Origin of the sequence: Thermithiobacillus plumbiphilus, from assembly GCF_038070005.1 — a bacterium.
In the GTDB taxonomy this organism is placed as follows: domain Bacteria; phylum Pseudomonadota; class Gammaproteobacteria; order Acidithiobacillales; family Thermithiobacillaceae; genus JBBPCO01.
In genome coordinates this window covers 108,088-133,033 of record NZ_JBBPCO010000011.1, presented here as the reverse complement: position 1 = coordinate 133,033, position 24,946 = coordinate 108,088, and the positions used below count along the sequence as shown (strand labels likewise).

The window sequence follows — 24,946 nt, the reverse complement described above, 5'->3', positions numbered from 1 at the left end:
TGCGCAGCGCGGCACAAGGGCACAGATTTGTCTCGCTGGAGCGCTCGAGAGATCCAGGCCGCTGCCAAAGCGCCATCAGCACCGCTTGCAACATCAGCTCGCGCGTCTGGCTTTGACTCATCGACCAGCCGACAACCATGTCAGTACGTCCGTCTGACCTGGAATTGCACGGATTTTGCTGTGAGTCGACAGACGTCGGGGAGGATCTCGACTTCCGTGTCAGCAGGGGAGTTGCACTCTGAGGTGAAATGACTTTCGGCTTCCTCCAGCATACCTTGTAATGTGAGCCCGAGTTGCTCCATCAGTGAGAAATCGAGGCCGACCCTTAACCATCGCTGATGTGCTTCCACGACCCCGTCGATCCCAACCCGATGCAGTGCCTTCGCGATGACGGCTACGGATGATTGCTGCTTCATGGCTTGACCATCTTCAATGATCTCGCCGTGACGACCGGTAGCTCCATTTGCTATGCTCTCATCCGGGCATTCATGGGGAGAAAAAAATTCTATCAGCTTGGATGAATGAACATTCGTGGCAAGGTCCTCAGCTAGTAACTCGATACTACGAAGGACTCCGATCCCGTTTCTGAGCCCATGCATCACAGTGGCCTTCGCCTCATCAGAATAGGTCCATCCAAAACCGGATACCCAGTGATCGAGGATGTCGTGAACCGGCACGCCTGTTTGACTTGCCGTACTGGGGGAAGCCCGGCTCGGAAACGTCGGGAAATGGCCATCAGCATCACGTATGCGCCAGCCTCCAGCGCCGTAACAGTCTGGCCACGATTCCCTGTATGTTAGTGTGATAAGCATGCATTAAATTATACACTGTGCCATTAGTTGTTTCTACATCAAACCATGTCTTTATGGAGGCCCTATGTTCGACAGATGTATTTACTTCAATATCAACGCGTTAGCAAGAGCCGTCAATCGGGTATGGGAGCGAGAATTTGGCCGGTTTGGGCTGTCTGCGGCGCACGCCTATACACTCCGATACGTCCTAGCGAATCCGGGCCAGACTCAGACGAAGATCGCAGAAGAATTGGGACTGGCGAAATCCACGGTATCGAGGTTTGTAAATGATCTTGTCACAAAGCAGTTGCTTCTACGCAGCCCTTTGCCTGAAGACCGGCGCGAAATGGGGGTCTTTCCGACACAACGCGGAACGGAACTCCATGCCGAACTGGAGGAAACCGGTAAACAGCTTTATTTGCAGATGCGCGATTTGATAAGGCCGTCGAACTTCGATGAGCTAGTCGCTGGTGCAAGGGCGGCACGATCAAAGATCGAGGAGGTCGATGGTTAAGTACCTCTAACAAAACCTTTGGACATGGCGCCAGGCGATGAGGGCACAGCCGAGTTGGAGGAAGGCCTGATGGATGTCGGCGCGGCGCTCGTAGCGGATACGCAGTCGACGCATGCGGTGCAACCAGGAGAAAGTGCGCTCGACAACCCAGCGGTATCTGCCCAGGCGCTCGCGGGATTCGATGCCCCGGCGGGCAATGCGGGGGCGAATCCCTCGACGTTGCAGATACTGGCGCAGGTAGGGGAAATCGTAACCTTTGTCAGCATGCACCTTCTCGGGTCGCCGGCGAGGATGACCCGGCAGACCGCGGATGGGGGGAATGGCTTCGAGTACGGGGATGAAGCACTTGGAATCGTGCCGGTTGGCGCCCGAGAGTATTACCGCGAGCGGTAGCCCCCGTGCATCGACGGCGAGGTGGTGCTTGCAGCCCAGTTTGCCCCGGTCGGTCGGATTCGGGCCGGTTTCCGCGCCCCCTGGGGGTCAGGGATGCTGGCGCCATCCACCGAAACACGTGTCCAGTCGATCTGGGCATAGGATTGCAAGTGGACCAGCATGACCTGATGCAACTGTTGCCAAACGCCTGCCGCTTGCCAGTCGCGCAGCCTGCGCCAGCAGGTCATGCCCGAGCCGCAGCCCATCTCTTTAGGGAGATACTCCCAGGGAATGCCGGTACGCAGTACAAAGAGGATGCCGGTCAAGGCTGATCGGTCCGGCAGCAAGGGCTCGATCTTTGACCATAGGGCATCATCCAGCAGGGGCTTGGCCATGACACGCTCCTTTCGATGCAATCTCGATACGAGCTATGACCATGAAATCACAATTTTGTTAGGTTCTGTTACTTGTGGCGCTTTGGCCGCCACTTTTTTGCTTGATTGCCGTCTATCGTGGATCAACACCATTTTAGTCAAGCAGGCTCGCTCGTTCGCGCTGGAACTGACTGGACTGGCCGGTAGATCTGCTCGATGTTCAGTACGCGGGTTCCAGTGGGACTGCTTTCCAACAGGCGTCGCTCTCCCTCTCAGGATTGGCGGGTGCTCCCTTGGGGCTCATGTGCGGATATCGCTGCGGGCTGATTCAATGCCGTCCAACCAGGCGCCCATAATGGAGCGTGCGGCGGCGGCCAAGCGCCCGGACGCTTCGGCCTGCCGGGCCTGGGCCCGCAGCGTACACGGATCAATGCCCGCCTGCGCGAGTTCGCTGGCATGCCCCACCAGCCACCGTTCGAGCAAACCCGGTGCGGCTTCCAAGTGGAATTGCAGGCCAAGTACAGAGGGACCGGCGGCAAAGGCCTGGTTCGGGCAAGCGGGTGTGCTAGCAAGGGGGACTGCCGAAGCGGGGATATCGAATTGGTCGCCATGCCAATGCAACACCGGTGTATCGCCCAGGGCTGCTAGCGGGGATGACCGTCCTTCCGGCGTCAGGTCGAGCGAAGCAAAGCCGATCTCCTTAATCCCCATCGGGTAGACTTTGGCGCCAAGCACGCGAGCGATGAGTTGCGCGCCCAGACAGACGCCCAGGATGGGTTTGTCGGCGGCGAGTCGCTGCCGAATCGTCTCCAATTCGGCGGCCAGGAAGGGATACGCACCTTCATCGAAGGCGCCGATGGGACCGCCCAATACTACCAGAAGATCTGCGGACTGTAGCTCTCGTGCATCAGGCTGATCGATCGTCGCGTCCACATAGCGTATGTCGTACCCCTTTTCCCGTAGCATAGGTTCCAGTGTGCCAAGATCTTCAAAGTGGATATGACGAACGGCGACGAGTGATTTCATGTGGAGTCCTCCTGTGGAGTGTTGGAATCAGGCCAGTAATGGCTGTCAGGCAAGGCGCGCGCGCCGAAAATGGCCTGCCCGATACGGACCACCGTAGCGCCTTCTTCTATCGCAATTTCGAAATCACCGGACATGCCCATGGACAATTCGTTCAGGCCAATGCCAGCGGGTAAATCCTGACGCAGGCGATCGCGCAACATGCGCAATAGGGCGAAACACCGGCGCACCCGCGGCGTATCGGCGGACAGCATGGCCAGCGTCATCAGTCCGCGCACACGTAACGCGCTGAACGCCGGCAATTGTCGGAGGAAAGCAGGAACGTCATTCGGCTGCAGGCCATACTTGCTTGTTTCGCCCGAGGTGTTCACCTGGACGAATACGTCGAGTCCTCGGCCCTCGACTTGGAGGCGGCGATCCAAGGCCTCGGCCACGCGCAGGCTGTCAAGTGCCTGAAATTCGCTGGCGAAATGCGCCACCAATCTGGCCTTGTTGGTTTGGAGGTGGCCGATGACTGACCAGCGCAAGTCAGCGAGATCCGCCATGTTCTGCCGCTTGCGCGCGAACTCCTGCACCTTGTTCTCGCCGAATTCCAGACAACCGGCGGCGTAGGCGAGGCGGATTCGACTTTCATCAATCGTCTTGCTCACTGGCAACAATCGAACCGTAGCCGGATCGCGACCGGCACGGTTGCAAGCAAGTGTAATTCGTTCGCGTACGGCTCTGAGATTCTGCTGTATAGCCAGAAAATTGTGGGCCTTGGGATACGCCGCAATATCGCTACTGGCGAGTGTGATATGCAATTTACATTTCCTTGAAAGAACTGAGGTTTTGGCTAGAAAGTAATAGAGAGTTCTCCCCATGCTCAAGTACCGTCTTGCTCGGATCGGCCGGAAAGCTTCAATCGTTCCTGTCGGGGTCGAAGGCAAGTTCATCGTAGTTTGGCATCTCGCTGTTGACAGCAGCGCGCGTATGCCACAGGGTAGAAAGCCGTTCCAGCATGACGCCGACTGAATCTGTAGAATCAACCGAGAGAGTTTGCATGGTAAGTTCCTCCTGAGTAGAAAATGGCGCTTACGCTTCCTTCATATGCCGCACCGCTTAGCAGAACCCGCTACGCCTGTCGGGCACGGAGTTCGTCCCTGGGTGATGAAATCAGTGACGGCATAGTTAATCCATGACTTCCACTCAATATACTAGTACAATATTACATTTGTATGACTACAAAAATACCACAAGGGTCAACGGCTGTCGAGATTGCTTCATCGATCGACAAACTCATTCGGCAGGGGCATTGGAAGCCGGGGGACCAGTTGCCTGCTGTCCGTTTGTTGGCCGCGCAGCTCGGGGTCAACGCCAATACCGTTGCCGCGGCCTATAGAGAACTGCGCAATGCGGGTAGTGTCGTGACGGATGGGCGACGTGGAACTCGAGTAACGGCGGAGATCAAGAGCACTGCTGCGGAAGCGGCGATCCCCGCAGGACTACGGGATATGGCATCCGGCAATGTGGATGGGCGCCTACTACTCCGCCTGGAACCCGAATGGTTGACCGGATACGATAGAGATTTGGGCTATGATGCGTGCGAAGACGATCCGACGCTGGTTGAACTCGCCAAGGATTGGCTGGTCGGCCATGCTTGTGGCCTCGGCGACCCTGTCTTTTTCTCGGGCGCGCTTGATGCGATCGAGCGTGCGTTGGTCCAGCGTTGCCGCCCTAGTAGCCATGTCCTAGTCGAAGACCCCTGCTGGCCGCCGCTGCTGGCCCTGTTGAACAGTTTGCGCTTGAAGCCGATTCCGATGAAACTGGATGAACAGGGGGCGATGGTTCCACCTGCCGCCATTGTTCGCCAGGCGTCCGCCGTTGTGATCACTGCGCGCGCACAGAACCCGACAGGGGCGAGTTATACCGAGGTGCGTTGGTCGGCTTGGCAGCGGGTGCTGTCACAGTCGCCGGACACCTTACTAATAGTTGACGATTACTGGGGGCCTCTGAGTTCGGCATCAATCCCGTCGCTGGATGCATTTTCGACTGAATGGATCTACGTGCTTTCTCTTAGTAAGTTTCTGGGGCCGGATCTGCGCATCGCCCTGGCTTCTGGGAATGGTTCCGTACTACAAGGAATGCGACGTAGACAATCGGTCGGTCCGCGTTGGGTGAGCATTCTTCTACAAACCCTGGCTGGACATGCTTGGCAAAAAATGGTCAGCAGTGGTGCTTTAAAGCAGGCCGGCCTCACTTACAAAAAGCGTCGGGCGGCTTTGCGGGAGGCGTTGTCGAATCATGGAATTATGGTTCCAGACTCCGGTGAGGGCCTGCATTTCTGGTTACCGGTGCCTGATGAATCCGAGGTGGTGCAGAATCTTGCCGCCATGGGGTGGGCGGTACAAGCAGGCCAACCTTTCCGCCTACAGAGTCCGCCTGCCATACGTGTCAGTATCGGAAACCTGAACTTGACCGATGCAGGGGCACTGGCCGGCGATGTTGCGCGAGTGCTGACTCCACGGAGGAGAGCGATATATTGAGAGTCGTGGCAAATGAAGAAGCTGCTGGTGGAATCGTTGCTGGAGCAGAAGGTGACCCGCGAGGCGCTGCGAAAAAAGTGGTAGGCGCGCCTGCAATATCCGCCTGCCCCGGACCGCAATGTCGCGCTGCGGGATAAGATCGTGGCCCTGGCCCGCCGATAAAAAAGCCCCGCCGAAGCGGGGCAGTCCATCCGCTGTATTGTTACTGACCGAGGTTCACGCTATAGATGCCCGCGCTGTTGTCGGGCTTGGCCGCTATGAAACTGACGTTGCTGATCCCGTCATCCAGCGCAGCCTGCTGCACGCCCAGCGCAGACTCGTAGAGTACCCGACCTGCGGTGTTGATCTTCACGAAGGACCAGTTGTGATCGCTGCCATCCTGAGCACGGGTCAGGGTGCCGCGCTTCTTGATGTACTGGACGATGATGTCGCGATTGGTATCCGGTGATTCGAGGACGGTCTGGGATCCATCCAGACCCGCGAAACCACCGCCGCCACTGGCACGGTAATTGTTGGTTGCCACGATGAACTCCTGGCTCGGGCTGACCGGCGTGCCGTTGTAGCTGAGATTGGCAATGCGGCTGCCGACGGGTTTGCTGACATCGATCTGATACTTGATACCGTCGATCACGTCAAAGTTAAAGGACGGGAATTGCGTGTTGATCAGGTATTGATCAGCCGCATTGGCCGGATCGATCTGATTGAACTGCTCGGCCGCCCCTTCAAGCCAGGCTTTCAGGGCCTCGCCATTGATTTTCACCGCTTGCAGAGTATTGGGGTAAACGTACAGATCCGCCACGTTCTTGATGGCGACGCCCCCTGCGGGAATATCGGTATAGCCTGTGCCGCGGAAATTCATCTTGAAAGGCGCCACCGCCGACAGTACCGGCAGGCTTTGATACTGCGGCAGATTCTGTTGTATGTAGGTCCTGACATAGTCGGTCTGGGCGTCGTTGATCAACTGGATGGGCGCCGTATCGCCCACCTGGGCGAAGAAGCTGGCGATGCGGTACTCGCTCTGGCCGATCGGGGTATTCACGTACTGGATGGTTGCCTCGTGTTCCGCCTTGACCAGTTCGGCAATCCTGGGATCGGGCGCCACATAGCTGGTCGTGCCGCTGGCGTCTTTTGTGGCGATGGGTTTCAGTTCGGAAGATGCCTTCGCCACCTTCCAACCCTGCCCGGTATATTCGAGAGTCATTCGGATCAGGCCCAGATTGTTGCCCCAGAATCCGCCCATGACCGTCGGCACACCAAATATCGTGCCTTTGACATTATCGACATTGGGTAGGTTGGCGTAGTTTTTCCCGTCCGGGAAAAAGCTGTGCGAATGCCCGGAGAAGATCGCGTCAACACCTTTGACCTGCGCCACATAATAGGTGGTATTTTCCACGGTCGGCGTGTAGGGTTGCGTGGAAATCCCGCCGTGTACCAGCGCGACCACAATGTCCGCGCCTTTGGCGCGCATTTCCGGTATGTACTTTTCGGCGCTCTCCTTAACCCCCTCGACATAGACCTGACCATCCAGATACTTCTTGTCCCATTGCATGATGCCCGGCGGCGTGAAGCCGATCACGCCGATGCGAAGCGTTTCGCCGTCGAATTTCCGCTCCAGGATTACATAGGGCTTGAAGAGGGGCTGCTTGTCGGCCGTCTTGTAGACGTTGGCCAGCACCAGTGGAAATTCCGGCCCCTGGCAGTTCGTGCCATTGTGCGTTACCTGGTTCAGAAAAGGCAGGCCGTAGTTGAATTCGTGGTTGCCGATGGTACCGGCATCGTACTTGAGGTAATTCATCACCTTGTACTGGGCGAGGGTTTCGCCGCAACTCACCGGCTTGACTGTTGCCTGATAGTCGGACAACGCGGTGCCCTGAATGGTGTCGCCATTGTCCAGCAGCAGGTTGTTGGGATTTTCCTTGCGGACCTGCTCGATCAGGGTCGCGGTGCGTTCCAGACCAATGCTCTTGTCCTCAGCGGTCTTGTAATAATCATAGCTCAGAATGTTGCTGTGCAGATCAGTGGTTTCCATCAACGCAACGGTCACCTGTTTGCCGACGGGGGTGCTGCTGGTTGCGCTGTCAGAAGCACAGGCATAGCCGCCCAGACCCAGGCCTGTGATCAAGATTGCTGCCGCCCCGAACCGGCGCAGTGGCCGTGGAGTTAGCCGCTGGAACAAGAAAGCCATATATCCCCCAGAGTTATGTAGAGATCAACGCCGCGGGGAGTATAACCGCCAGAAGTGACGGTTTAATGACGCAGGCATCAAGCCAGTGTGGGCGTTTGTTGATTCAGCGCTGGCTAAGACTTAAGTCTGGCTGAAGCCTGTCTGTCATTCATCTGTAATGAAGTCCTGCTATCCCTGAGCGTTCCTTTTCCAATTAGGAGCCAGGTGATGCATCGTCGAAAATTCCTCAAAGCCCTGCTTGCCACCGGTTCGGCCGCCTGGCTGACCGGCTGTTATGGCGGTTCGGAAATGCAAAGCGGCTATGCGCGCCCGGTCGGTTTCGTACCGGAACCGGCCTTGCCGGACCTCAGTGCGGATTTCGAGGTGGACCCGGCGCTTGACCCACAGCCGGTATTCAGTCTTGGTATCGCCGCTGGCGACCCGCGCCCGCATGGTATCGTGCTGTGGACTCGCATTGATCCCAAGGCGCTCGGCAATCTCAAGCATCTTGCCTACGAAATTGCCTCCGATCCTTCCTTCAGCAAAGGCACTGTGCTGGTGCGCGGTTTGGCAAACCTGAGTGCGGAGAATGACCACACGGTCAAGCTGCCCCTGGAACACCAGGCCCTGCAAGCCTTCACCACCTACTATTACCGCTTCATCTACAACAAGACCGCCAGCCGTAGCGGGCGCTTCAAGACCCTGCCCGAAGCGGACGCCCAACTCGCCGGACTTCGTTTCGCCTTCATCTCCTGTCAGGACTACTCCAACGGTTATTACACGGCGCTGGCGCATCTGGCGCAGGAGGAAGTCGACTTCGTGCTGTTTCTGGGGGATTACATCTACGAAACGGTCGGTGATCCGAGCTTCCAGGGCGCGCAGGTACGCCGCGTGCCACCCCTGCCCAGTGGCGGGACGGTAGCGGCGGGGCTGGATGATTACCGGCACCTGTACCGGACCTACAAGGCCGACCCGGATCTCCAGGCCCTGCACGAGCGATTCAGCGTGATCCAGCTCTGGGACGATCACGAATTCGCCAATGACGCCTGGCAGGATCATCACCCGGACAACAACCCGGACCCTGCGGCCGCGACACCCTTGCTGCGTCAGGCTGCCAATCAGGCCTGGGCGGAATACGGCCTGGCCGACGTGCCTTTTGACCCACAACAGGCACCGCTGGAATCCATCCGGCTGTATCGCAGTTTCCGCTTTGGTAAGCTCATGGAGCTGGTGGCCACCGATGAGCGGCTCTACCGCGATGGCCCGCCCTGCGGCAACGCCACAGAGCAGCGTTATGTAACCCAGCGCTGCGCGGCCGCGGAGGATACCGCCCGCAGCATGCTGGGCGGCAATCAGCGCGACTGGTTCCTGAAAACCATAACGGAGAGTCCCGCAACCTGGAAGATCTGGGCCAATGAAGTCACGCTCATGCAGATGAAGCTGGGGGGCCAGTTCATCACCCTCGATCAGTGGGACGGCTACCCGGCCGAACGCGCGCAGTTATTGACCGCCCTTCAGGACGCCGGCGTGAGAAATTTCATTGCCGTGACCGGTGACATTCACAGCTTCATTGCCGGTTATCTCAAACGCAACTTTGATGATCTGCTGGAAATGCCCGTAGCGGTGGAACTGGTGGTGGGCTCGGTCAGCTCCGCCAATTTCTTGGAGCTGGTGACTTCACAGATCCCGCTGCCAAGTGCGCCTGTGCCCACCTCGATCCCGCTGATGCCCGGCGCCAGTGTGGAAAACGCCTTGATTCTCAACAATCCGCACATGCGCTTCTTCAACTCCTCCACGCATGGCTATTGCCTGATGAATGTCAGCCCCACGAAGGCCGTCTGCACGATGAAAGCGGTCAGCACCATCCGCGAACAAACCGCCAGCGTCCAGATCCTGACGCGTTTTACCGTACCCCGTGACCAGGTGATACTGATCGAAGGTTGAATCAGCCCCCACTCATCCCACGCGCTGGATCCGCTCTCCTCTTAAATCCAGAATCGGCCAGCCCGCCGCCTGGGCATGCGCCCGCAGTTTGTCGTCGGGGTTGACGGCAAACGGGTGTTCAACCCGCTGCAGCAGGGGCAGGTCATTGTGGGAATCACTGTAGAAATAGCTGCCTTCGAGGCTGTGCCGCGTGTTCGCCAGCCAGGCCTCCAGGCGCGTGATCTTGCCTTCCCGAAAGCAGGGCGTGCCCTCCACCTTGCCGGTATAGCGGCCATCCTCCATGGCGGGTTCGGTGGCGATCAGGTGCTGGATACCCAGCGCCCTGGCGATGGGTCCGGTAACGAAGCGGTTGGTGGCGGTGATGATGACGAGTTCGTGACCGAGTTCCCGGTGCTGGGCGATGAGCGCCCGGGCAGCCGGGGTGATCATCGGTTCGATGCAACTGGCCATGAAATCCGCATGCCAGCGATTCAGTGCCTCGGGCGGATTGTCGGCCAGGGGCCTGAGCTGGAAATCGAGAAAGGCGTGGATGTCGAGTGTGCCGGCGAGATAGTCGGCGTAGAACTGCTCATTCCTGGCCCGGAAACTGTCACCGTCCAGCACACCCTGCTCGATCAGAAACTCGCACCAGGCGTGATCGCTGTCGCCGGTCAGCAGGGTATTGTCGAGATCGAACAGGGCCAGGGTCATATGCATCTCCGCCACAAAAGGCCAGAGCATAGCGGCCCCATGCGGGGCTGGCAATCATACTTGGCCTTAGCCGGGTGGCGGGGTGCCCGCGGCACGGATGGTCGACATCTTTTGCTGGATGCTGTCGCCGGCATAGCTCACCACCAGCAGCCCGAGCTTCTGGTTCAGGCCCATCACCGGCTGGGCAATGCGGATGTTGCCCTGGGCATCCTGACCGACCTCAGGCTTGGTGACGTCGAGCAGTTCGGGCGGGAAAGCCGTTTCGATGCGCTGGCCTTCGAGCTTTTTGTTGGTGGAGAGCAAAATCATGCCGTCCGGACGGATCAGCGTAATCTGTCTCACATAGGGCTCACGGATCAGCTCCAGGAAATAGGCGTTGATCTGTTCGAGGTTGTCCGCCATCAGTTCCCGACGGATGGCCCAGGTCAAGGGGATGGTTGAAAAGCGCAGTAGCTCGATGGTTTGCTGGGTGAGTGCCTGCTGTGAGCGCTGCAGCACGGTTTGCTGCGTGGCCTCGTAGTGGGCGTTCAGCTGGCGCTCCGACCAGACTTTCCAGAGGTAGATCGCGCCCAGGGCCAGCAGGACCAGAACCACCAGCGCGAGCCAGAGCCGCCAGTGCGGGCCATTTCTTGTCTTCAGGGTATTTCCCACATGCGTGTTTTCCATCGCCTTGCTCCATTCTGGATGTTATTTTGGCAAAATATGAACCCTGCTGCCGCTGACGGCAACATGTTTTTGGTCCGATGGCAAACAGAATAGCCGGACCCCAGGCCACCTTCACCCAGAAAATCAGTATCGAGAACAGGCATGACGCAAGCTTCAGAGGAAATCCGCGACCGCGTCGCGGCACTGCGCGCTGAAATCAACGAGCACAATCATCGCTATTACGTGCTGGATCGGCCGATCATTTCGGATGCGGAATTTGACCGCCTGCTGCGCGAACTCGAAGCGCTGGAGCAGGAATATCCGGAGCTCGTGACCCCGGATTCCCCCACTCAGCGGGTCGGCGCCCAGCCCCTGAGCGCCTTTCCGAGCATCCACTACAAGGTGCCGATGATCTCGCTGGCCAATGCCTTCTCGCGCGAGGAGGTGCTGGACTGGGACCGGCGCGTGCGCGAGGGCCTCGGCGGCCTCGACAGCGTGACCTATACCGCCGAGCCGAAATTCGACGGTCTCTCGGTGAACCTGTGCTATGAGGCTGGGGTGCTGGTGCGTGCCGGCACCCGCGGCAATGGCGTCGAGGGCGAGGAGGTGACGCAGAACGTGCGGACCATCCGCAACGTACCCCTGAGCCTACGCGGCACGGGCTGGCCGGATTATGTCGAGGTCCGTGGCGAGGTGGTCATTCCCAAGGCCGCCTTTGTGCAAATGAACCAGGAGCGCGAGGAACAGGGCGAGAACGTCTTTGCCAATCCGCGCAATGCCGCGGCCGGCAGCCTGCGCCAGCTCGATTCGCGCATCACCGCCAAGCGGCCTCTGAGTTTCTTTGCCTGGGGACTTGGCGATTGCTCGCAGCCGGTGAGCGATACGCATGCCGGGACGCTGGCCCGCCTGCGTGACTGGGGATTTCAGATCAGCGAATTCTTCGTGCTGGCCGAGGGCATCGAGGCTTGCCTGAGCTACTACGCGCAAATGAGCGAACAGCGCAATGCGCTGCCCTTTGAAATCGACGGCGTGGTCTACAAGGTCGATGCGCTGGCCGCCCGCGAGCGCCTGGGATTCACCGCCCGGGCGCCGCGCTGGGCCATCGCCCACAAGTTTCCGGCCCAGGAAGAGATCACGGTGGTGGAGGACATCCTGGCCTCGGTGGGGCGAACCGGCGTGGTCACCCCGGTGGCGCTGCTCAAGCCGGTGGCCGTGGGTGGGGTCATCGTCAGCCGGGCGACCCTGCACAATCAGGACGAGATCAGTCGCAAGGACGTGCGCATCGGCGACAGCGTCATCATTCGTCGCGCCGGTGATGTCATCCCGGAGATCGTCGGCGTCATCCCCGAAAAGCGCCCGACCGGCGCTCAGCCCTGGCTGATGCCGGTCCAGTGTCCGGTCTGTGGCTCGGAGGTGCTGCGCCTGCCCGATGAATCCGCTCACCGCTGCATCGGCGGGCTTTATTGCGGCGCCCAGCGCGTCGGCGCCGTCCTGCATTTTGCCTCACGCCGGGCCATGGACATCGAGGGGCTCGGTGACAAACTGGTCGAGCAGCTGGTCGGGCGCGACCTGATCAAAAGCGTAGCGGATCTTTATACGCTTACTCTGGACCAGCTGCTTGGTCTTGAGCGCATGGGCGAGAAGTCAGCCAGCAAGCTGCTGACGCGCATCGAGGCCAGCAAGGCGACCACGCTGCCGCGCTTTCTGTATGCGCTTGGGATCCGCCATGTGGGCGAGGCGACCGCGAAAAGCCTGGCCAGCCACTTCGGCGATCTCGATCCCCTCATGCAGGCCGATGCAGCCACATTGCAGGGCGTGGCGGAGGTCGGGCCGGTGCTGGCCGAGAGCATCTGCCATTTCTTTGCCCAGCCGCATAATCAGGAAGTGATTGCCGCCCTGCGTGCTGCCGGGGTTCACTGGCCGCGCCTGGAGGTTCGTGCCGTTGAGGAGGCCGGGCCCCTGGCGGGCAAGCGCTTGGTGCTCACTGGTACCCTGGCAGGGATGACCCGCGAGGAGGCCGCCGCACGTATCGAAGCCTTGGGCGGCAAGGTCGGGAACAGCGTCTCCAGGAAGACGGATTACGTGGTGGTCGGGGAAGCGCCGGGTTCAAAGGCCGATAAGGCGCGCGATCTCGGTGTCGCCATGCTTGATGAGGCGGCGCTTTTGGCACTGCTGGAGCGTCAATGAAAACCGCCAGCCCGGAGGCTGGCGGATGTGTTGGCAGATTGGGTTGATGTTTGCCCGGTCTGTCTGCTAGCCGCTACCCGGGAAGGGCGTGGACTGCGGCTTCTCTCCCGGAACGCTGGTGCTGGAGCCCGTGCCGGTATCGCTACCCATCGGCGCTGTCGTGCTGGAACCTGCGCCGGTATCCGTACCCAGGCCACCACTGGCACCGGTACCCATGCTACCGCTGGCACCAGCCCCGGTGTCGGTACTGGTGTTGGCACCTGTGCCCGTGCCAGTGGATGTGCCGGAACCGGTCATGCCGCCGCTGGAACCCGCACCCGTATCCGTGCTCGTATTGGCCCCAGTGCCCATGTCAGTGGAACCACCCATGCTGCCGTCGGTTGATGTCCCGCCCGTGCCCATCTCGGACGAGGAACCGGAGCCACTCATGCTCCCGTCACTGGACCCCGTTCCCATGTCCATCGCGCCGCTGGCGCCACCGGTTCCACCGCCCATGCTGCCTTCCGTGCTCGAGCCGCCTGTGCCCAGTGTACTGGAACCGCTGCCAGTCACGCTGCCACCGGTGGAAGTGGGACTACCCGAATTGTATCCGGCGCCGGCACCTGTGCTGCCTGATGCACCGGTACCAGAATCCATTGAGCCGGACCCCGTGGCATAGGCCAGCGAGCCGGTCCCGAGAGACAACGCGCCCGCCATTGCTGTGATCAGTAACAGATTGCGTTTTTTCATCTTTCTCTCCTTGATTGTGGATCCAGAGTCACCATCAAATGCAGTTCACTCATTCCAGTATTCACGATGTCTGCATGGTCAACACAATAGACTGAAGCGTCTGCTCAGAGTTGCATGTTCTGAATACTTGGTCGGATAAAGCCGTTTCGTAAAAGTTGGCTATCTACCGTTTTGCACGGCTGTGAAACTGAGATTGACCTGAATGCGGTCACCTTTTTTGAGCTTCTGCAGGGACCCCGGCGGAAAATGCAGTTTCAATGGGCCAGGAGCAGTACTGAGTGTCACCAGGCCTTTCTGCCGGTCAATATCCTGCACCGTGCCCATCATGCTGTGCTTGCCTTGTAGACCGGTCTCATCGGTCAGCGCGCCAGGTGCCCCATGTGTGCCAGCGGCGCCGCTTTCCCATCCCTTGCCTGCTGCGCCCGGGGCGAAGGGGGCCTGAGTACGTTCCTCGGCATTGCCAGGGGCGATCTCGCCCGGCTGTGACAGGGCATTCGTGCTTAAGAGTGCAAACATGAAACCAATTGCGCCGAAACCCATATTTTTCATCATCTTTCCTCCGGTCAGCCCTGTAGGATCGAGGTCAGTAGAAAATGGACCAATGATCCGGTTCGGGAGTTGCATTGTCCCGGCATTTGGTCGGATGAAAGGTGCTGAATTTGGGGATTTCGGCATTTCCGGGTAGGATGTCCGGGTAACATCCTGGAGTGCAATAATGTCCCTCACGCTGGTCCTGATTCTTTCCCTTGTCCTCCTGCTTGCCCTCGGACTCTGGCATCTGCGCCAGCAGACCTTGATGCGGGACATGCTGCTGCGCCTGGAGGCCCGTCAGGATGAGCAGACCCGGCGCGTCGAGCTCCAGGGCTCGGACGGCCTCGCCCTGCGCCAACAGCAGATGCGGGATATGCAGGATTTTCAGACCCGGATGCTCACGCAACTGGGGCAATTGCAACAGCAACTGGAACAGCGTCTGGGTGATACGCGCACCCAGCTCGAAGTGCGTCAGGGGGAGGGGCTGAAGGCCCTGCTGGAGGGCTTGCAGGGCGGCATGGAGCGGGTGCAGCGACAGGTTTCCGAGGCCCTGGCGCGCAGCGCCGAGGAGATCGGCAAGCGGGTCGAGGGGCTGACGCAGAGCACCGATCAGCGCCTGCAGGAAATCAGCGGCCAGGTGGAAAAGCGCCTGTCCGAGGGCTTTGAAAAGACCACCGCGACTTTTACCGACATCGTCAAGCGACTCGCCCTGATCGATGAGGCCCAGAAAAAGATTGCCGAACTGTCGGGCAATGTCGTGAGCCTGCAGGAAATTCTCACCGACAAGCGCTCGCGCGGCGCCTTCGGCGAGGTGCAGCTCAATGGCCTGGTGCGCAACGTGCTGCCGGAATCCTGCTTTGCCCTGCAACATGTGCTGCACAACGGCACGCGGGTGGACTGTATCCTGTTCCTGCCCGAGCCCACCGGCAAGGTCGCCATCGACGCCAAGTTTCCGCTGGAAAACTATCGGCGCATGACTGATGTCAGCCAGGGCGAGGAGGAGCGGCGGCGCGCCGAGCGCCAGTTCAAACAGGACATCCGCAAGCACATCCAGGACATCGCCGGTAAATACATCCTGCCGGGGCATACCGCCGATGGCGCCATCATGTTCATTCCCGCCGAGGCGGTGTTCGCCGAGATCCACGCCCACCATCCGGATCTGGTGGAAGAGGCGCAGCGGATCCGGGTGTGGATGTGCTCACCCACCACGCTCATGGCCATCCTCAGCACCGCTGGCGCGGTGCTCAAGGACGAGGCCACCCGCCAGCAGGTGCACATCATCCGCGAGCATCTGGGCATGCTGTCCAAGGATTTTGGGCTGTTCCAAAAACGCATGGACGCACTCGCCAGCCATATCCGGCAGGCCAACAAGGACGTGGATGAAGTGGGGATTTCGGCGCGCAAGATCAGCCAGCGTTTTCAGAAGATCGAGCGGGTGGAGCTGGAAGAGTCGGCCCACGGCCATCTGAGTTTGGTGCAGGACGAGGTGCTGGAGGATTAGGGTTCGGATAGCAGGTTTTTCAGCCGGTACAGCGCATCGAGCGCTTCCCGGGGCGTCATCCGGTCCGGGTCGATGTCCTCCAGCGTGCTGAGTGCCGGGTGGCGGCTCGGCGCAAACAGTTCCAGTTGATCCTGCACCCGTGTCGGTCTCGGTAGCTCGCCCTGTTCCAGGGCCTGGAGTTTCTCCCGCGCGCGCGTCAGCACCATGGCAGGCACACCGGCCAGCCGCGCCACCGCCAGCCCATAGCTCTGGCTCGCCGGCCCTTCCCGCACGCTGTGCAGAAATACCACGTCCTGCCCATGCTCGGTCGCGCTGAGATGCACGTTGGCCACCCCGGGCAGGGTATCGGCCAGTTCCGTCAGCTCGAAATAATGCGTGGCGAACAGGGTAAAGGCGCGGATTTCGCGGGCCAGATGCTCGGCCGCTGCCCAGGCAATCGACAGGCCATCGAAGGTGCTGGTGCCGCGCCCCACCTCGTCCATGATCACCAGGCTCTGTTCGGTGGCATTGTTGAGGATGTTGGCCGTCTCTGTCATCTCCACCATGAAGGTCGAGCGCCCGGCGGCCAGGTCATCGCTGGAGCCCACGCGGGTGAAGATCTGGTCCACCGGGCCGATGTGCGCGCGCGTGGCCGGCACGAAGCTGCCGGTGTGCGCCAGCAGCACGATCAGGGCGATCTGGCGCATGAAGGTGGACTTGCCCCCCATGTTCGGGCCAGTGATCAGCAGCATGCGCCGTTTTTCATGCAAATCGAGATCATTGCGGATGAAGGGCGTGTCGATGCTGCTCTCGACCACCGGATGACGCCCGCCCTCGATCTGGATGACAGCCTCCTCGCACAACAGCGGGCGACTGTAATCGAGCACATCGGCGCGTTCGGCGAAGCAGGCCAGCACGTCCATCTCCGCCAGCGCCTGGGCACTGGCCTGCAGGGCCGGGATGATTGGTCCGAGTGCTTCCAGAACCTCCTGCAGAAGCGCCTTCTCCCGCGCCAGAGCCCGGCTCTGGGCCGACAGCGCCTTGTCCTCGAAGGTCTTGAGCTCAGGCGTCAGATAGCGCTCCGCGCCCTTCAGTGTCTGGCGACGGACATAATCAGCGGGTATTTCGGCATTGGCCGCCCGGCTGATCTCGATGTAAAAGCCATGCACCCGGTTGTACTCGACCTTGAGATTATGGATGCCGGTCCGCGCTTTTTCCCGGGCTTCGAGCTCGAGCAGAAAGGTGCTGCTGTCGCGGGTCAGGGCCCGCAGCTCGTCGAGCTCGGCATCAAATCCCTCGCGAATGAAGCCGCCATCCCGGGCGGTCACGGGCGGATTGTCATTGATGGCGCCTTCGAGCAGGCGAGCGGTCCCGGAAAAATCCCCAATACCACCGGCCAGGGTCTGCCAGCGCTGCGCCGCCAAACCGCCAGCCTGGTCGCGAATTTCCGGCAGGAGCAGCAATGCCTCGCGCAACTGCGCCAGTTCGCGCGGACCGGCGCTCTTCAGGGCGATGCGCGTCAACAGTCTTTCCAGATCCGGCAGGGGCCGCAGGCTGGCGCGAAATGCCGGGATGCCATTGCCATCGAGAAGTACCGCCACCGCGTCCTGACGCACCAGGATGACATCACGATCCCGGATCGGCTGATCCAGCCAGCGACGCAGCATGCGCGCGCCCATCGGCGTGCAGGTGCTGTCGAGCACCGCCAGCAGGGTATGCTGTTCCTCGCCGCGCAGGTTGCGGGTGATTTCGAGATTGCGGCGGCTCGCGCCATCGAGAAAGATGTAGTTGTCCGGCCTCTCGGGCAGCAGGCGCTGGACATGGGGCAGGGGGCCGCGCAGGTGTTCCTGGGCATAGGCCAGCAGGGCGCCGGCCGCCTGCAGGGCCAGCGTCAGATGCTCGCAGCCAAATCCCGCCAGCGCCTGTTCGCCGAACTGGGCCTCCAGATAGCGCCGGCTGCTGGCCGCGTCAAAGCGCCAGGGCTCCAGAAAACGCACCCGCTCGCGCCAGATTTCTGGGCAGGTCTGATCTTGGGCCAGTACGATCTCGGCGGGCTGCAGGCGTTCCAGCTCGGCGGCCAGCTTGGTGCCCTCAGTTTCCAGTACCTGAAAATGTCCGCTGGACAGCTCCAGCCAGGACAGCCCGACCCGCTCCCCGGATGCCACCCAGGCCACCAGCAGATTCTCCCGGCGTGCGTCCAGCAACTGGCCATCGGTGATGGTGCCGGGGCTGATGACGCGCACCACGGCGCGCTCCACCGGGCCCTTGCTCGCCGCAGGATCTCCGATCTGCTCGCAGATGGCCACGGTCTCCCCGGCCTTCACCAGACGCGCGAGATAACCTTCCAGGCTGACCACCGGCACGCCGGCCATGGGAATGGGCGCGCCAGCGCTCGCGCCGCGCTGGGTCAGGGTGATGTCGAGGATCTGCGCCGCCCGCCGCGCATCATCATAGAAGAGTTCGTAGAAATCCCCCATGCGATAAAGCAGCAGCACCTGCGGATGCTCGGCCTTGATCCGCAGGTACTGCTGCATCATGGGGGTGTGCGTAGTTTTAGTATTTTTACTGGGGCAAATTTCGGGCAAGTTGAACGAGTTTTTCATCCCGGAATTACTCCTGGTCGTTTCTGTCACTGGCTTGTTGCTTGCGTTTTTCTCGTCCGGTCTTGAGCTTGAACAGCTCAAACAGTCCGGGGTGCATCTTGCGATCCCCGGCCTCCCACTGCTGCCAAGTACGCAACGATGCATGCACCACGTCACCGGCTTCCCTTTGCGTCAAGCCCGCTACGGCTCTGGCCGCACGAATGTCATCAGGCTCGGGGGGCGTGGCATTTGTCGAAGCCGAAATGTGGTTGCGGCGGTTGAGCGAGCGTGGCATCGCGTGATTCCATGTGTGCCATCACGCCTCGCAGGACAAGACGCCTGCGCCGACTGTTGGCAATTAGCGCGATTATGCGCTCATTGAGCGTATGGAGCAACGGTGCTGCCGCAGGATTGCTCCAAGTAGAGAAGAACGCTAGGGGCAACATCAAGCACCCAATCCATACGCAAAAACCTTGTAATTTTGTCAATTTTTGCATATGGTTCGGGAATGGTATCCCTTGACCAATTCGTTTTCTGCGGGATACCCTGCAGGGCATCGCGTCGCATCAAGCGAGCCACGCGGTTGAGACCACACGAGATACCCGCGTACTGGAGATCTTCCCAGATGCGCGGGGCACCCAAAACACCATCACTGGCGGTGTGGATCTGGCGAATGTTCGCCAGCAAACGCGTGTTGGCCTGCTCGCGAGCACTGGGCATGCGCGTGCGCCAGCCATAGTAACCACTGGGCGAAACCGCCAGGCAGCGGCACATCAGCCGTATCGGGAAGGCGTCGCGGCAACGCTCGATCATGCGGTACTTCATTTCGACGCTTTCGCGAAGAACGCCGCCGCTTCTTGTAAAAAATCCCGTTCCCGCTTCACCTGCGCTAGTTCACGCCGCAGCGCCGCCAGTGCCTCGTCACGCGGCTTGCCCTGGCCAACAAAGGCCTTGCTGCCGACCGTGCTCAGTTCCCGACACCAGCGGGTGAGCATGTTGGGATTGAGGCCCAGATCTCGGGCTACCTGGCTGACCGGCAGACTGCTCGAACGCGCCAGCCCGACTGCTTCATGCTTGAACTCCGCCGAATATTTCCTGCGCTTTGCCATGACACACCTCCTGGCTCATCATAAGCCTTAATGGATGTGTCCGTGAAATCAGGGTAAAACCCCTTCGGAGATCCCCACATTATTGCTCTAGGCCGAGATAAGTAACGTCAAGCGTTGGCATCACAACAACCAAGACTGGCTCCTGAGCCAGTCATCTAGGGAGCCGACTGTAACAAAGACCGTCGGAACCGTGTAGGGAGGATGGACCATCCACCAATGTACGTCTCGGCTCACATACATCTCCACATCGCGTTTCTCGGCAACCGTAGCTCGCGGCCAGTTCAGCAACTCAAGCATGCGTGCTCGGTTCTCTTGTACGAAATTGCGACGAAGTGCGATTTGAAGAAATTGGTATTTCCTGCCCTTGCCGTCTCTACCAAAGACTTCATCCCGGAGCCGTCTGGAGTCTTTGACGCTAAACGGCGGCTTGTTGTACTTGCACTCCACAGCCACCAGCGTATTCGTGGCAGGCCAATACGCCAAAACGTCAAAATCGCCAACATCCGCAAAACCTTCCCTTGGGAACCGGCGGAAGAAGTTAACTCCGCGCATCACGTAGGGAGTGAACCTTCGAAATATCTCCTCGGTTCGGACCTCAAGTTGCTCCTCGATATATTCCTTTATCTGTCCAACCACGCTCCCGACATGCGGCCAGGGAAGCTCAGCTGGCAGGTAGCCATCGACCACCGATCCTGTCCAGATATGCAGAGCACGACTTGCCTGCTCTGCGCCCCAGCGAAGCAACTCACCATCTGGCACCAGAGGCCGAATCGCGTACCGATGCAAACGTTTGAAGTGCTCCCAGTAAGGCACATCTCTTTCGTCAATGTCGCGTCCAGGCAGACGTCGAATGTCAGATGCGGACAATGTGAGGAACTGAACGATTGCCTCGCAATCCTCCGGAGACGCTCCATCGATGTTGCGAAAAATCAACTTCCGGATGGTCTGGGCAGGGGCGGCATGCGATAACGCTGGCTCCGACACCAGCCCACATCGGACTGGCTGCGACAACACGGTCAAGGTCTGGAGAAGTTGCTTGAGCTCGAATCCGGCATCCTTCCGGAACGCCCGACATAGCTCGGGACTCCCCAGGGCATCAGTAAGATCGCCCTTCACCGCATCTGTGGCGGTTACACAGGTTCCTAGCCGAGACCTCGCGTACTGGTGTTCGAAGGCAGCTTCGCGGACGTTCCAATCAGCCGAGTAGAACACCTCAGGAATGTAGGAATCATCAATCTCGATGCCACCAACATCCACCCCGTTGTATAGGATGTCGCTTGCCCCTGCCAAGACCATATACCAGTCGATGAGTCCGATGAGTTCGCGCAGAAGGCTCGCATTGACGGGCTGCAAGCCAGTGCGCAGCGAAGCACTCAGAACCTTCTCAAGCAGCAAGCGATAGTGGCGAGCGGCTGTGCCAAACTCTTTGCGCGCTTCGGCAACGGCCTCGTGCCGGTCATAGTCGACCTCATGCGACAGGCTTTGGCGCACGCGCATTACCCGGTGGCGCTCGCTGATCAGCAGTGCCTCGTGTTGCTCGATGCAGTGGCGGGCCAGTTCATTGAAGTCGTACTTGGCAATCAGGTCGTCGATGTGCTGGCGGAGGTGCTCACGCCCGGCATCGATCCGCACCTTTGCTTCGTTCAATTCGTAGCGGCCAGGGGCGAAACCGAGTTTCTGCATGCCGATGGCCAAATGCCGGCGGGCCAGCTTGTAGTCCCTTGGCGCTGGGATGATCGGTTCGACATACTCCAGAGCATCAACCGTCTGCTCTACCACAGTTAATTGATAGCGTGCCGGCCGATTGGCAGTCGCACGAACTTGGGCGAGAACATCCTCTGACAATGCCCATCCGCAGGTCCGGTGAACGGCCACGAGAGTCTCAACAAGGCTTTCAATTTCGAATGTGGCCGTCATCGCTTCATTGAGCCCAGCCTGAACTGCCGCAGAATTCACCAGAAGCCGCAACGTCATAGGGTTATCCGAAATTTTGTTGGATGACGTGACGATTGGGTCTGTCGAATCGGCGGCGTCGGGCATTTTGGATTCATCGAGTCTGTGCGTAGGATCAACCACACACAGAACGACGACATGCCTGCACTCAAATACTGTAAGCCCGGACACCAGGTTTCGACAGTGCTGCAGACAGTCCAAGAGTGCTTGAGAGAACAGGTCGAGCATCCGGTTCTCAGTCACGGTGAAAGATCGATCAATACGCGTGATGGCTTGGAAGGTGCAACTGGCCACCTCCAGTGAGTAAGCGAGGGCAATGTCATGACGCGAGCGCATTTCGATTACGCCATTCGCGTTCCTTGCGACGAGCCACCCGATTGATCCATCTGGAAAATGACGTGGGGCATCAGCCCAGAATTTAGCGAGGCACTTGTACCGCCAGTTGCTGCCCCAGCTCGGATCCAGCGCAACGAGCGTAGGCGTTATTGCGCCTTCGACCAGTACCTCGTGTGTATCCCGAAAAGACGCAAAGAGGTCAACCGCCCCCATTGAAAAAGGACTCAACGAGAGTTTTTGTGAGTCGACGTACTTCCAGAATCTCTCGAGTTCGTCGAAGTCTTCAATGGAGTCAAAGATGGTGATCAGGTCTGCCATCGGCAGTAACCGGATAGGCTTTTTCGGCGCGTCTATTGCTCCAAATGCCGTGCTCGCCATTGTGACTACTAGCAGTACGTTGACGTCCTTTGCGGATGGGCTATGCCCGTCACCGTTGGTAATAAACACGCGTGGACCGTGGGCATGTTTGAACCCCCATTTCTTGCCTGGCCGAATTGCCGACATGGCCTCTTGAGCCTGTCGCTCAGCCACGGCGGCTGTGGCATGAGAGCAGCAGACGAACAGCCAGAGGCGGGTATCTGAGATGAGGCAGCTGATTGGGAGGTTAAACTCCCGATTGTCAACCCAGATTTGCATAGGACCGGGAACGACGTGCCGGAACCGCTCTTGCACAAACTTCGCCAGCGACAAGTGAGTCGCGTGGTCTATGGGCCTGTTACTGGATTCATCAGCCCAAACATCAATCGTATTTCCCGGTGCGCTTCGGACGCCAATGGGAATCCACTGTTCTTTGAATACCATACCAACGAAAGGCAGCGCGAGACCTTGCATGCAGGCATTGCCAAACGCGTCACGGCCTAGTGGCGCCTGATAGGCGCCAATCCGAGTATCGAGGCGACCACTTGATCTTGCACGCCAGGCATTGAGTTCGTTCTGGGCACTGAGGATCGTCGCACGGCAAGACACCCAGAACCTCGGGGGTGGCACCTCGATGTGTCCGGTCGTCACATCTAGTGCAGGGCGATTCGCGAGCTCAGGCATGCTGCGCAGGATATGGCTTTGAATCGCGATGGCCAAATCCATGTCGGCTAGTGCCTGCTCATTACTTGCCTGGGTGATTCTGAAGGCATCCACGAAGTCGGGGGTACGTTCTATGCAACTGCCGTAAAACATAGGTACGAGATCGTTATTTAGCGGCACCCGGACTTCGCCCCAGTCGATCTCGGGAACGAAGTCCTCCAGCATCGGAAAGTCGGGATACGCCGAAATCAGTGCATCGGCGAATGTCCTGAACTCTTCATACGTGGTGATGCGTAGCGCGCCCTCAGTCACGCGTTCCACCCCGGCCAGGATGGCCCAAGCAAGGATATGCTTGATTGGGCTCGCCGCATTGGCTGGCCATAGATCCGAGACAGCAATGGCCAGTGCGGCGTCAAACGGATCATAGCGATCCAAGACCGTCCGTACGGCGGAGACGTGCTGCGCGAATTCTTTCTCGATTGCTTTCCTATGAAGATCTTCTTCCCGCCCCTGCAGAAAGTTCCTAAGTATGTCGGGCGAGCCCGCTGTCCGAGTTTCCCGGCGCCCCCTCTTTTCTCTAGATTTCTTTCCCACGAAGTACTTTCCTAGCAAAGGTGATTTCGCATGTCCGTACCTCGCGCTGCGCACCCAACACTTTTAGACAGCTGCCCAATCTGCCTTCACAAGTCAAGAAGCTGAAATTCAGTGGCATGCTAAGCCCAGCGGCAGCTAAACGTTTGTCCGCATTGGCCGAAAAGCACTCCGCCGATTTCGAAAGCTCAGCGGCGGCACCACCCCAGATTGCTGACCTTCATTGCTTCGAAATCCATCACGCATCGTCACAGTCCAGCGCGGTGCTGCGTAGCCTCTTGAAAACTACGTTCGCACACGACTGGCTGTGCCCCAGTATGCGATCCGATTTCTTGGGACAAATTTGGGGCAATTTGAGCGCCAAACCATGCCCATCTATGCCAATTCGACCTCAGCGCGGCGATGGCCGCCACCAGCCTAATCTCTTGCTGAAAAAGAAAAAATCGATATCTGGCGGCGCGCCGAGTCAGTGTCCCGACATAATCGGGGTATGCTTGGGGCTGTCCACCACGCCTTGAGATTTACTTGCGATGCTCTTGGGGCAGGTTGTCGCGCAGGATCTTCAGCATCGGCGTGTGCAGCCGCCCGTTGCTGGCGAGCACGTTGCCGCTTTCCAGATAGTTGTCGCCGCCGCCGAAGTCCGTCACCATGCCACCGGCCTCCTGCACCATCAACACACCAGCCGCGATATCCCAGGGGCTCAGATTGAATTCCCAGAAGCCGTCATAACGGCCGGCCGCGACATAGGCGAGATCGAGCGCCGCCGACCCCGGCCGGCGAATGCCCGCAGTCTGGGCAGCAAGCGCCTTGAAGGTGGCCAGGTACTCGTCCATGTAGGACTGGTCCTTGTAGGGAAAGCCGGTACCAAGCAGGGTGCCTTCCAGGCTGCGCGCCGGACTCACCCGCATGCGCCGATCGTTCACCTGCGCCCCGCCACCGCGCGAGGCGGTGAAGAGCTCGTTGCGCCCCGGATCGAAGATCACGCCTTGCTCGATCCGCCCGCGATGCAGCAATGCTATCGACACCGCGAACTGCGGCAATCCATGAATGAAATTGGTGGTGCCATCCAGGGGGTCGATGATCCACTGATAATCGTCGCCCTCCTGCCGCCCGCTTTCCTCGGCCAGGATTCCGTGACTGGGATAGGCCTTGCGGATGATGTCGACGATGGCCGCCTCCGCCGCGTGATCGACCTCCGTCACGTAGTCGTTGCGGGTCTTGGCGGTCACGTTCAGGTCGCCGATCCGGTTGAGGGCGCGGTTGATGACATCTCCGGCTTTGCGGGCGGCGCGTACGGCGGTGTTCAGCATCGGGTGCATGGATCGGACCTCTGCAGGCGAGTGGATCAGCAGGTTTGGCCGCGAAGTATAGCGCAAATGCGAGGCG

At 59.5% G+C, this 24,946-nt stretch carries 19 protein-coding genes and 1 pseudogene; 5 read left to right on the top strand and 15 right to left on the bottom strand.

Going from position 1 to position 24,946, the window contains the following annotated elements:
• Nucleotides 1-140: 140 nt before the first annotated feature.
• The gene (locus tag WOB96_RS11635) at nucleotides 141-812 is read right to left on the bottom strand and encodes a hypothetical protein (protein ID WP_341371464.1); all 672 of its coding nucleotides are present in this window, start codon (nucleotides 810-812) and stop codon (nucleotides 141-143) included.
• A 64-nt stretch (nucleotides 813-876) separates the two neighbouring features.
• Here WOB96_RS11635 and WOB96_RS11630 point away from each other — a divergent pair, with 64 nt between their 5' ends.
• Complete coding sequence (locus tag WOB96_RS11630; RefSeq protein WP_341371463.1) at nucleotides 877-1,305, top strand: MarR family winged helix-turn-helix transcriptional regulator; 429 nt, start codon at nucleotides 877-879, stop codon at nucleotides 1,303-1,305.
• A gap of 6 nt (nucleotides 1,306-1,311) precedes the next feature.
• Here the strand turns inward: WOB96_RS11630 and WOB96_RS11625 are convergent.
• The 4 genes from WOB96_RS11625 to WOB96_RS11610 form a co-directional block, all read right to left on the bottom strand.
• Nucleotides 1,312-2,072 (bottom strand): IS5 family transposase gene (locus WOB96_RS11625; protein ID WP_341371462.1). Its coding sequence is split into 2 segments (ribosomal slippage): nucleotides 1,312-1,787 and nucleotides 1,787-2,072, totalling 762 coding nucleotides; the frame shifts between segments, so codons are not numbered across the junction.
• Between the two features lie 279 nt (nucleotides 2,073-2,351).
• Entirely contained in the window at nucleotides 2,352-3,077 is a 726-nt protein-coding gene (locus WOB96_RS11620; protein ID WP_341371461.1) for a glutamine amidotransferase, read from the bottom strand.
• On the bottom strand, nucleotides 3,074-3,877 hold the full coding sequence (locus WOB96_RS11615; protein ID WP_341371460.1) for a YggS family pyridoxal phosphate-dependent enzyme: 804 nt from the start codon (nucleotides 3,875-3,877) through the stop codon (nucleotides 3,074-3,076). Before WOB96_RS11615 ends, WOB96_RS11620 begins: the two co-directional genes overlap by 4 nt.
• Nucleotides 3,878-3,974: 97 nt before the next feature.
• Nucleotides 3,975-4,118, bottom strand: a complete 144-nt coding sequence (locus WOB96_RS11610; protein WP_341371459.1) for a hypothetical protein — start codon at nucleotides 4,116-4,118, stop codon at nucleotides 3,975-3,977.
• A gap of 173 nt (nucleotides 4,119-4,291) precedes the next feature.
• Here WOB96_RS11610 and WOB96_RS11605 point away from each other — a divergent pair, with 173 nt between their 5' ends.
• Nucleotides 4,292-5,599: an aminotransferase class I/II-fold pyridoxal phosphate-dependent enzyme gene (locus tag WOB96_RS11605; RefSeq protein ID WP_341371458.1), complete on the top strand. Its 1,308-nt coding sequence runs from the start codon at nucleotides 4,292-4,294 to the stop codon at nucleotides 5,597-5,599.
• Nucleotides 5,600-5,801: 202 nt separating this feature from the next.
• On the opposite strand, the gene WOB96_RS11600 is transcribed toward WOB96_RS11605, so the two are convergent.
• A complete protein-coding gene (locus tag WOB96_RS11600; protein ID WP_341371457.1) occupies nucleotides 5,802-7,721 on the bottom strand; it encodes a bifunctional 2',3'-cyclic-nucleotide 2'-phosphodiesterase/3'-nucleotidase in 1,920 nt (639 codons plus the stop codon).
• A gap of 270 nt (nucleotides 7,722-7,991) precedes the next feature.
• On the opposite strand from WOB96_RS11600, the gene WOB96_RS11595 reads away from it, so the two are divergent.
• Nucleotides 7,992-9,707: an alkaline phosphatase D family protein gene (locus tag WOB96_RS11595; protein ID WP_341371456.1), complete on the top strand. Its 1,716-nt coding sequence runs from the start codon at nucleotides 7,992-7,994 to the stop codon at nucleotides 9,705-9,707.
• Nucleotides 9,708-9,719: 12 nt separating this feature from the next.
• Here WOB96_RS11595 and WOB96_RS11590 read toward each other — a convergent pair whose 3' ends face one another.
• On the bottom strand, nucleotides 9,720-10,397 hold the full coding sequence (locus WOB96_RS11590) for a histidinol-phosphatase (RefSeq protein WP_341371455.1): 678 nt from the start codon (nucleotides 10,395-10,397) through the stop codon (nucleotides 9,720-9,722).
• 66 nt (nucleotides 10,398-10,463) lie between these two features.
• On the bottom strand, nucleotides 10,464-11,063 hold the full coding sequence (locus WOB96_RS11585; protein ID WP_341371454.1) for a hypothetical protein: 600 nt from the start codon (nucleotides 11,061-11,063) through the stop codon (nucleotides 10,464-10,466).
• A 141-nt stretch (nucleotides 11,064-11,204) separates the two neighbouring features.
• Here WOB96_RS11585 and ligA point away from each other — a divergent pair, with 141 nt between their 5' ends.
• Nucleotides 11,205-13,229 carry an NAD-dependent DNA ligase LigA gene (gene ligA, locus WOB96_RS11580; RefSeq protein ID WP_341371453.1) on the top strand — a complete coding sequence of 675 codons (2,025 nt, stop codon included), beginning with the start codon at nucleotides 11,205-11,207 and terminating at the stop codon, nucleotides 13,227-13,229.
• Between the two features lie 66 nt (nucleotides 13,230-13,295).
• Here ligA and WOB96_RS11575 read toward each other — a convergent pair whose 3' ends face one another.
• Nucleotides 13,296-13,958: a hypothetical protein gene (locus tag WOB96_RS11575; protein ID WP_341371452.1), complete on the bottom strand. Its 663-nt coding sequence runs from the start codon at nucleotides 13,956-13,958 to the stop codon at nucleotides 13,296-13,298.
• Between the two features lie 159 nt (nucleotides 13,959-14,117).
• Nucleotides 14,118-14,633: a hypothetical protein gene (locus tag WOB96_RS11570; RefSeq protein WP_341371451.1), complete on the bottom strand. Its 516-nt coding sequence runs from the start codon at nucleotides 14,631-14,633 to the stop codon at nucleotides 14,118-14,120.
• 40 nt (nucleotides 14,634-14,673) lie between these two features.
• On the opposite strand from WOB96_RS11570, the gene WOB96_RS11565 reads away from it, so the two are divergent.
• Nucleotides 14,674-15,990, top strand: a complete 1,317-nt coding sequence (locus WOB96_RS11565; protein ID WP_341371450.1) for a DNA recombination protein RmuC — start codon at nucleotides 14,674-14,676, stop codon at nucleotides 15,988-15,990.
• Here the strand turns inward: WOB96_RS11565 and mutS are convergent.
• From mutS to WOB96_RS11540, 5 genes and pseudogenes are all read right to left on the bottom strand, one after another.
• Nucleotides 15,987-18,506 (bottom strand): DNA mismatch repair protein MutS, encoded by a 2,520-nt coding sequence (gene mutS, locus WOB96_RS11560; protein WP_341371449.1) that lies wholly within the window; start codon nucleotides 18,504-18,506, stop codon nucleotides 15,987-15,989. The genes WOB96_RS11565 and mutS overlap by 4 nt on opposite strands.
• A gap of 73 nt (nucleotides 18,507-18,579) precedes the next feature.
• On the bottom strand, nucleotides 18,580-18,747 hold the full coding sequence (locus WOB96_RS11555; RefSeq protein WP_341371448.1) for a hypothetical protein: 168 nt from the start codon (nucleotides 18,745-18,747) through the stop codon (nucleotides 18,580-18,582).
• A gap of 320 nt (nucleotides 18,748-19,067) precedes the next feature.
• Nucleotides 19,068-19,660 (bottom strand): annotated as a pseudogene (locus WOB96_RS11550) (transposase); the annotation flags it as partial.
• 120 nt (nucleotides 19,661-19,780) lie between these two features.
• Nucleotides 19,781-23,404 (bottom strand): hypothetical protein, encoded by a 3,624-nt coding sequence (locus tag WOB96_RS11545; RefSeq protein ID WP_341371447.1) that lies wholly within the window; start codon nucleotides 23,402-23,404, stop codon nucleotides 19,781-19,783.
• 677 nt (nucleotides 23,405-24,081) lie between these two features.
• Nucleotides 24,082-24,879 (bottom strand): inositol monophosphatase family protein, encoded by a 798-nt coding sequence (locus tag WOB96_RS11540; RefSeq protein ID WP_341371446.1) that lies wholly within the window; start codon nucleotides 24,877-24,879, stop codon nucleotides 24,082-24,084.
• Nucleotides 24,880-24,946: the final 67 nt, after the last annotated feature.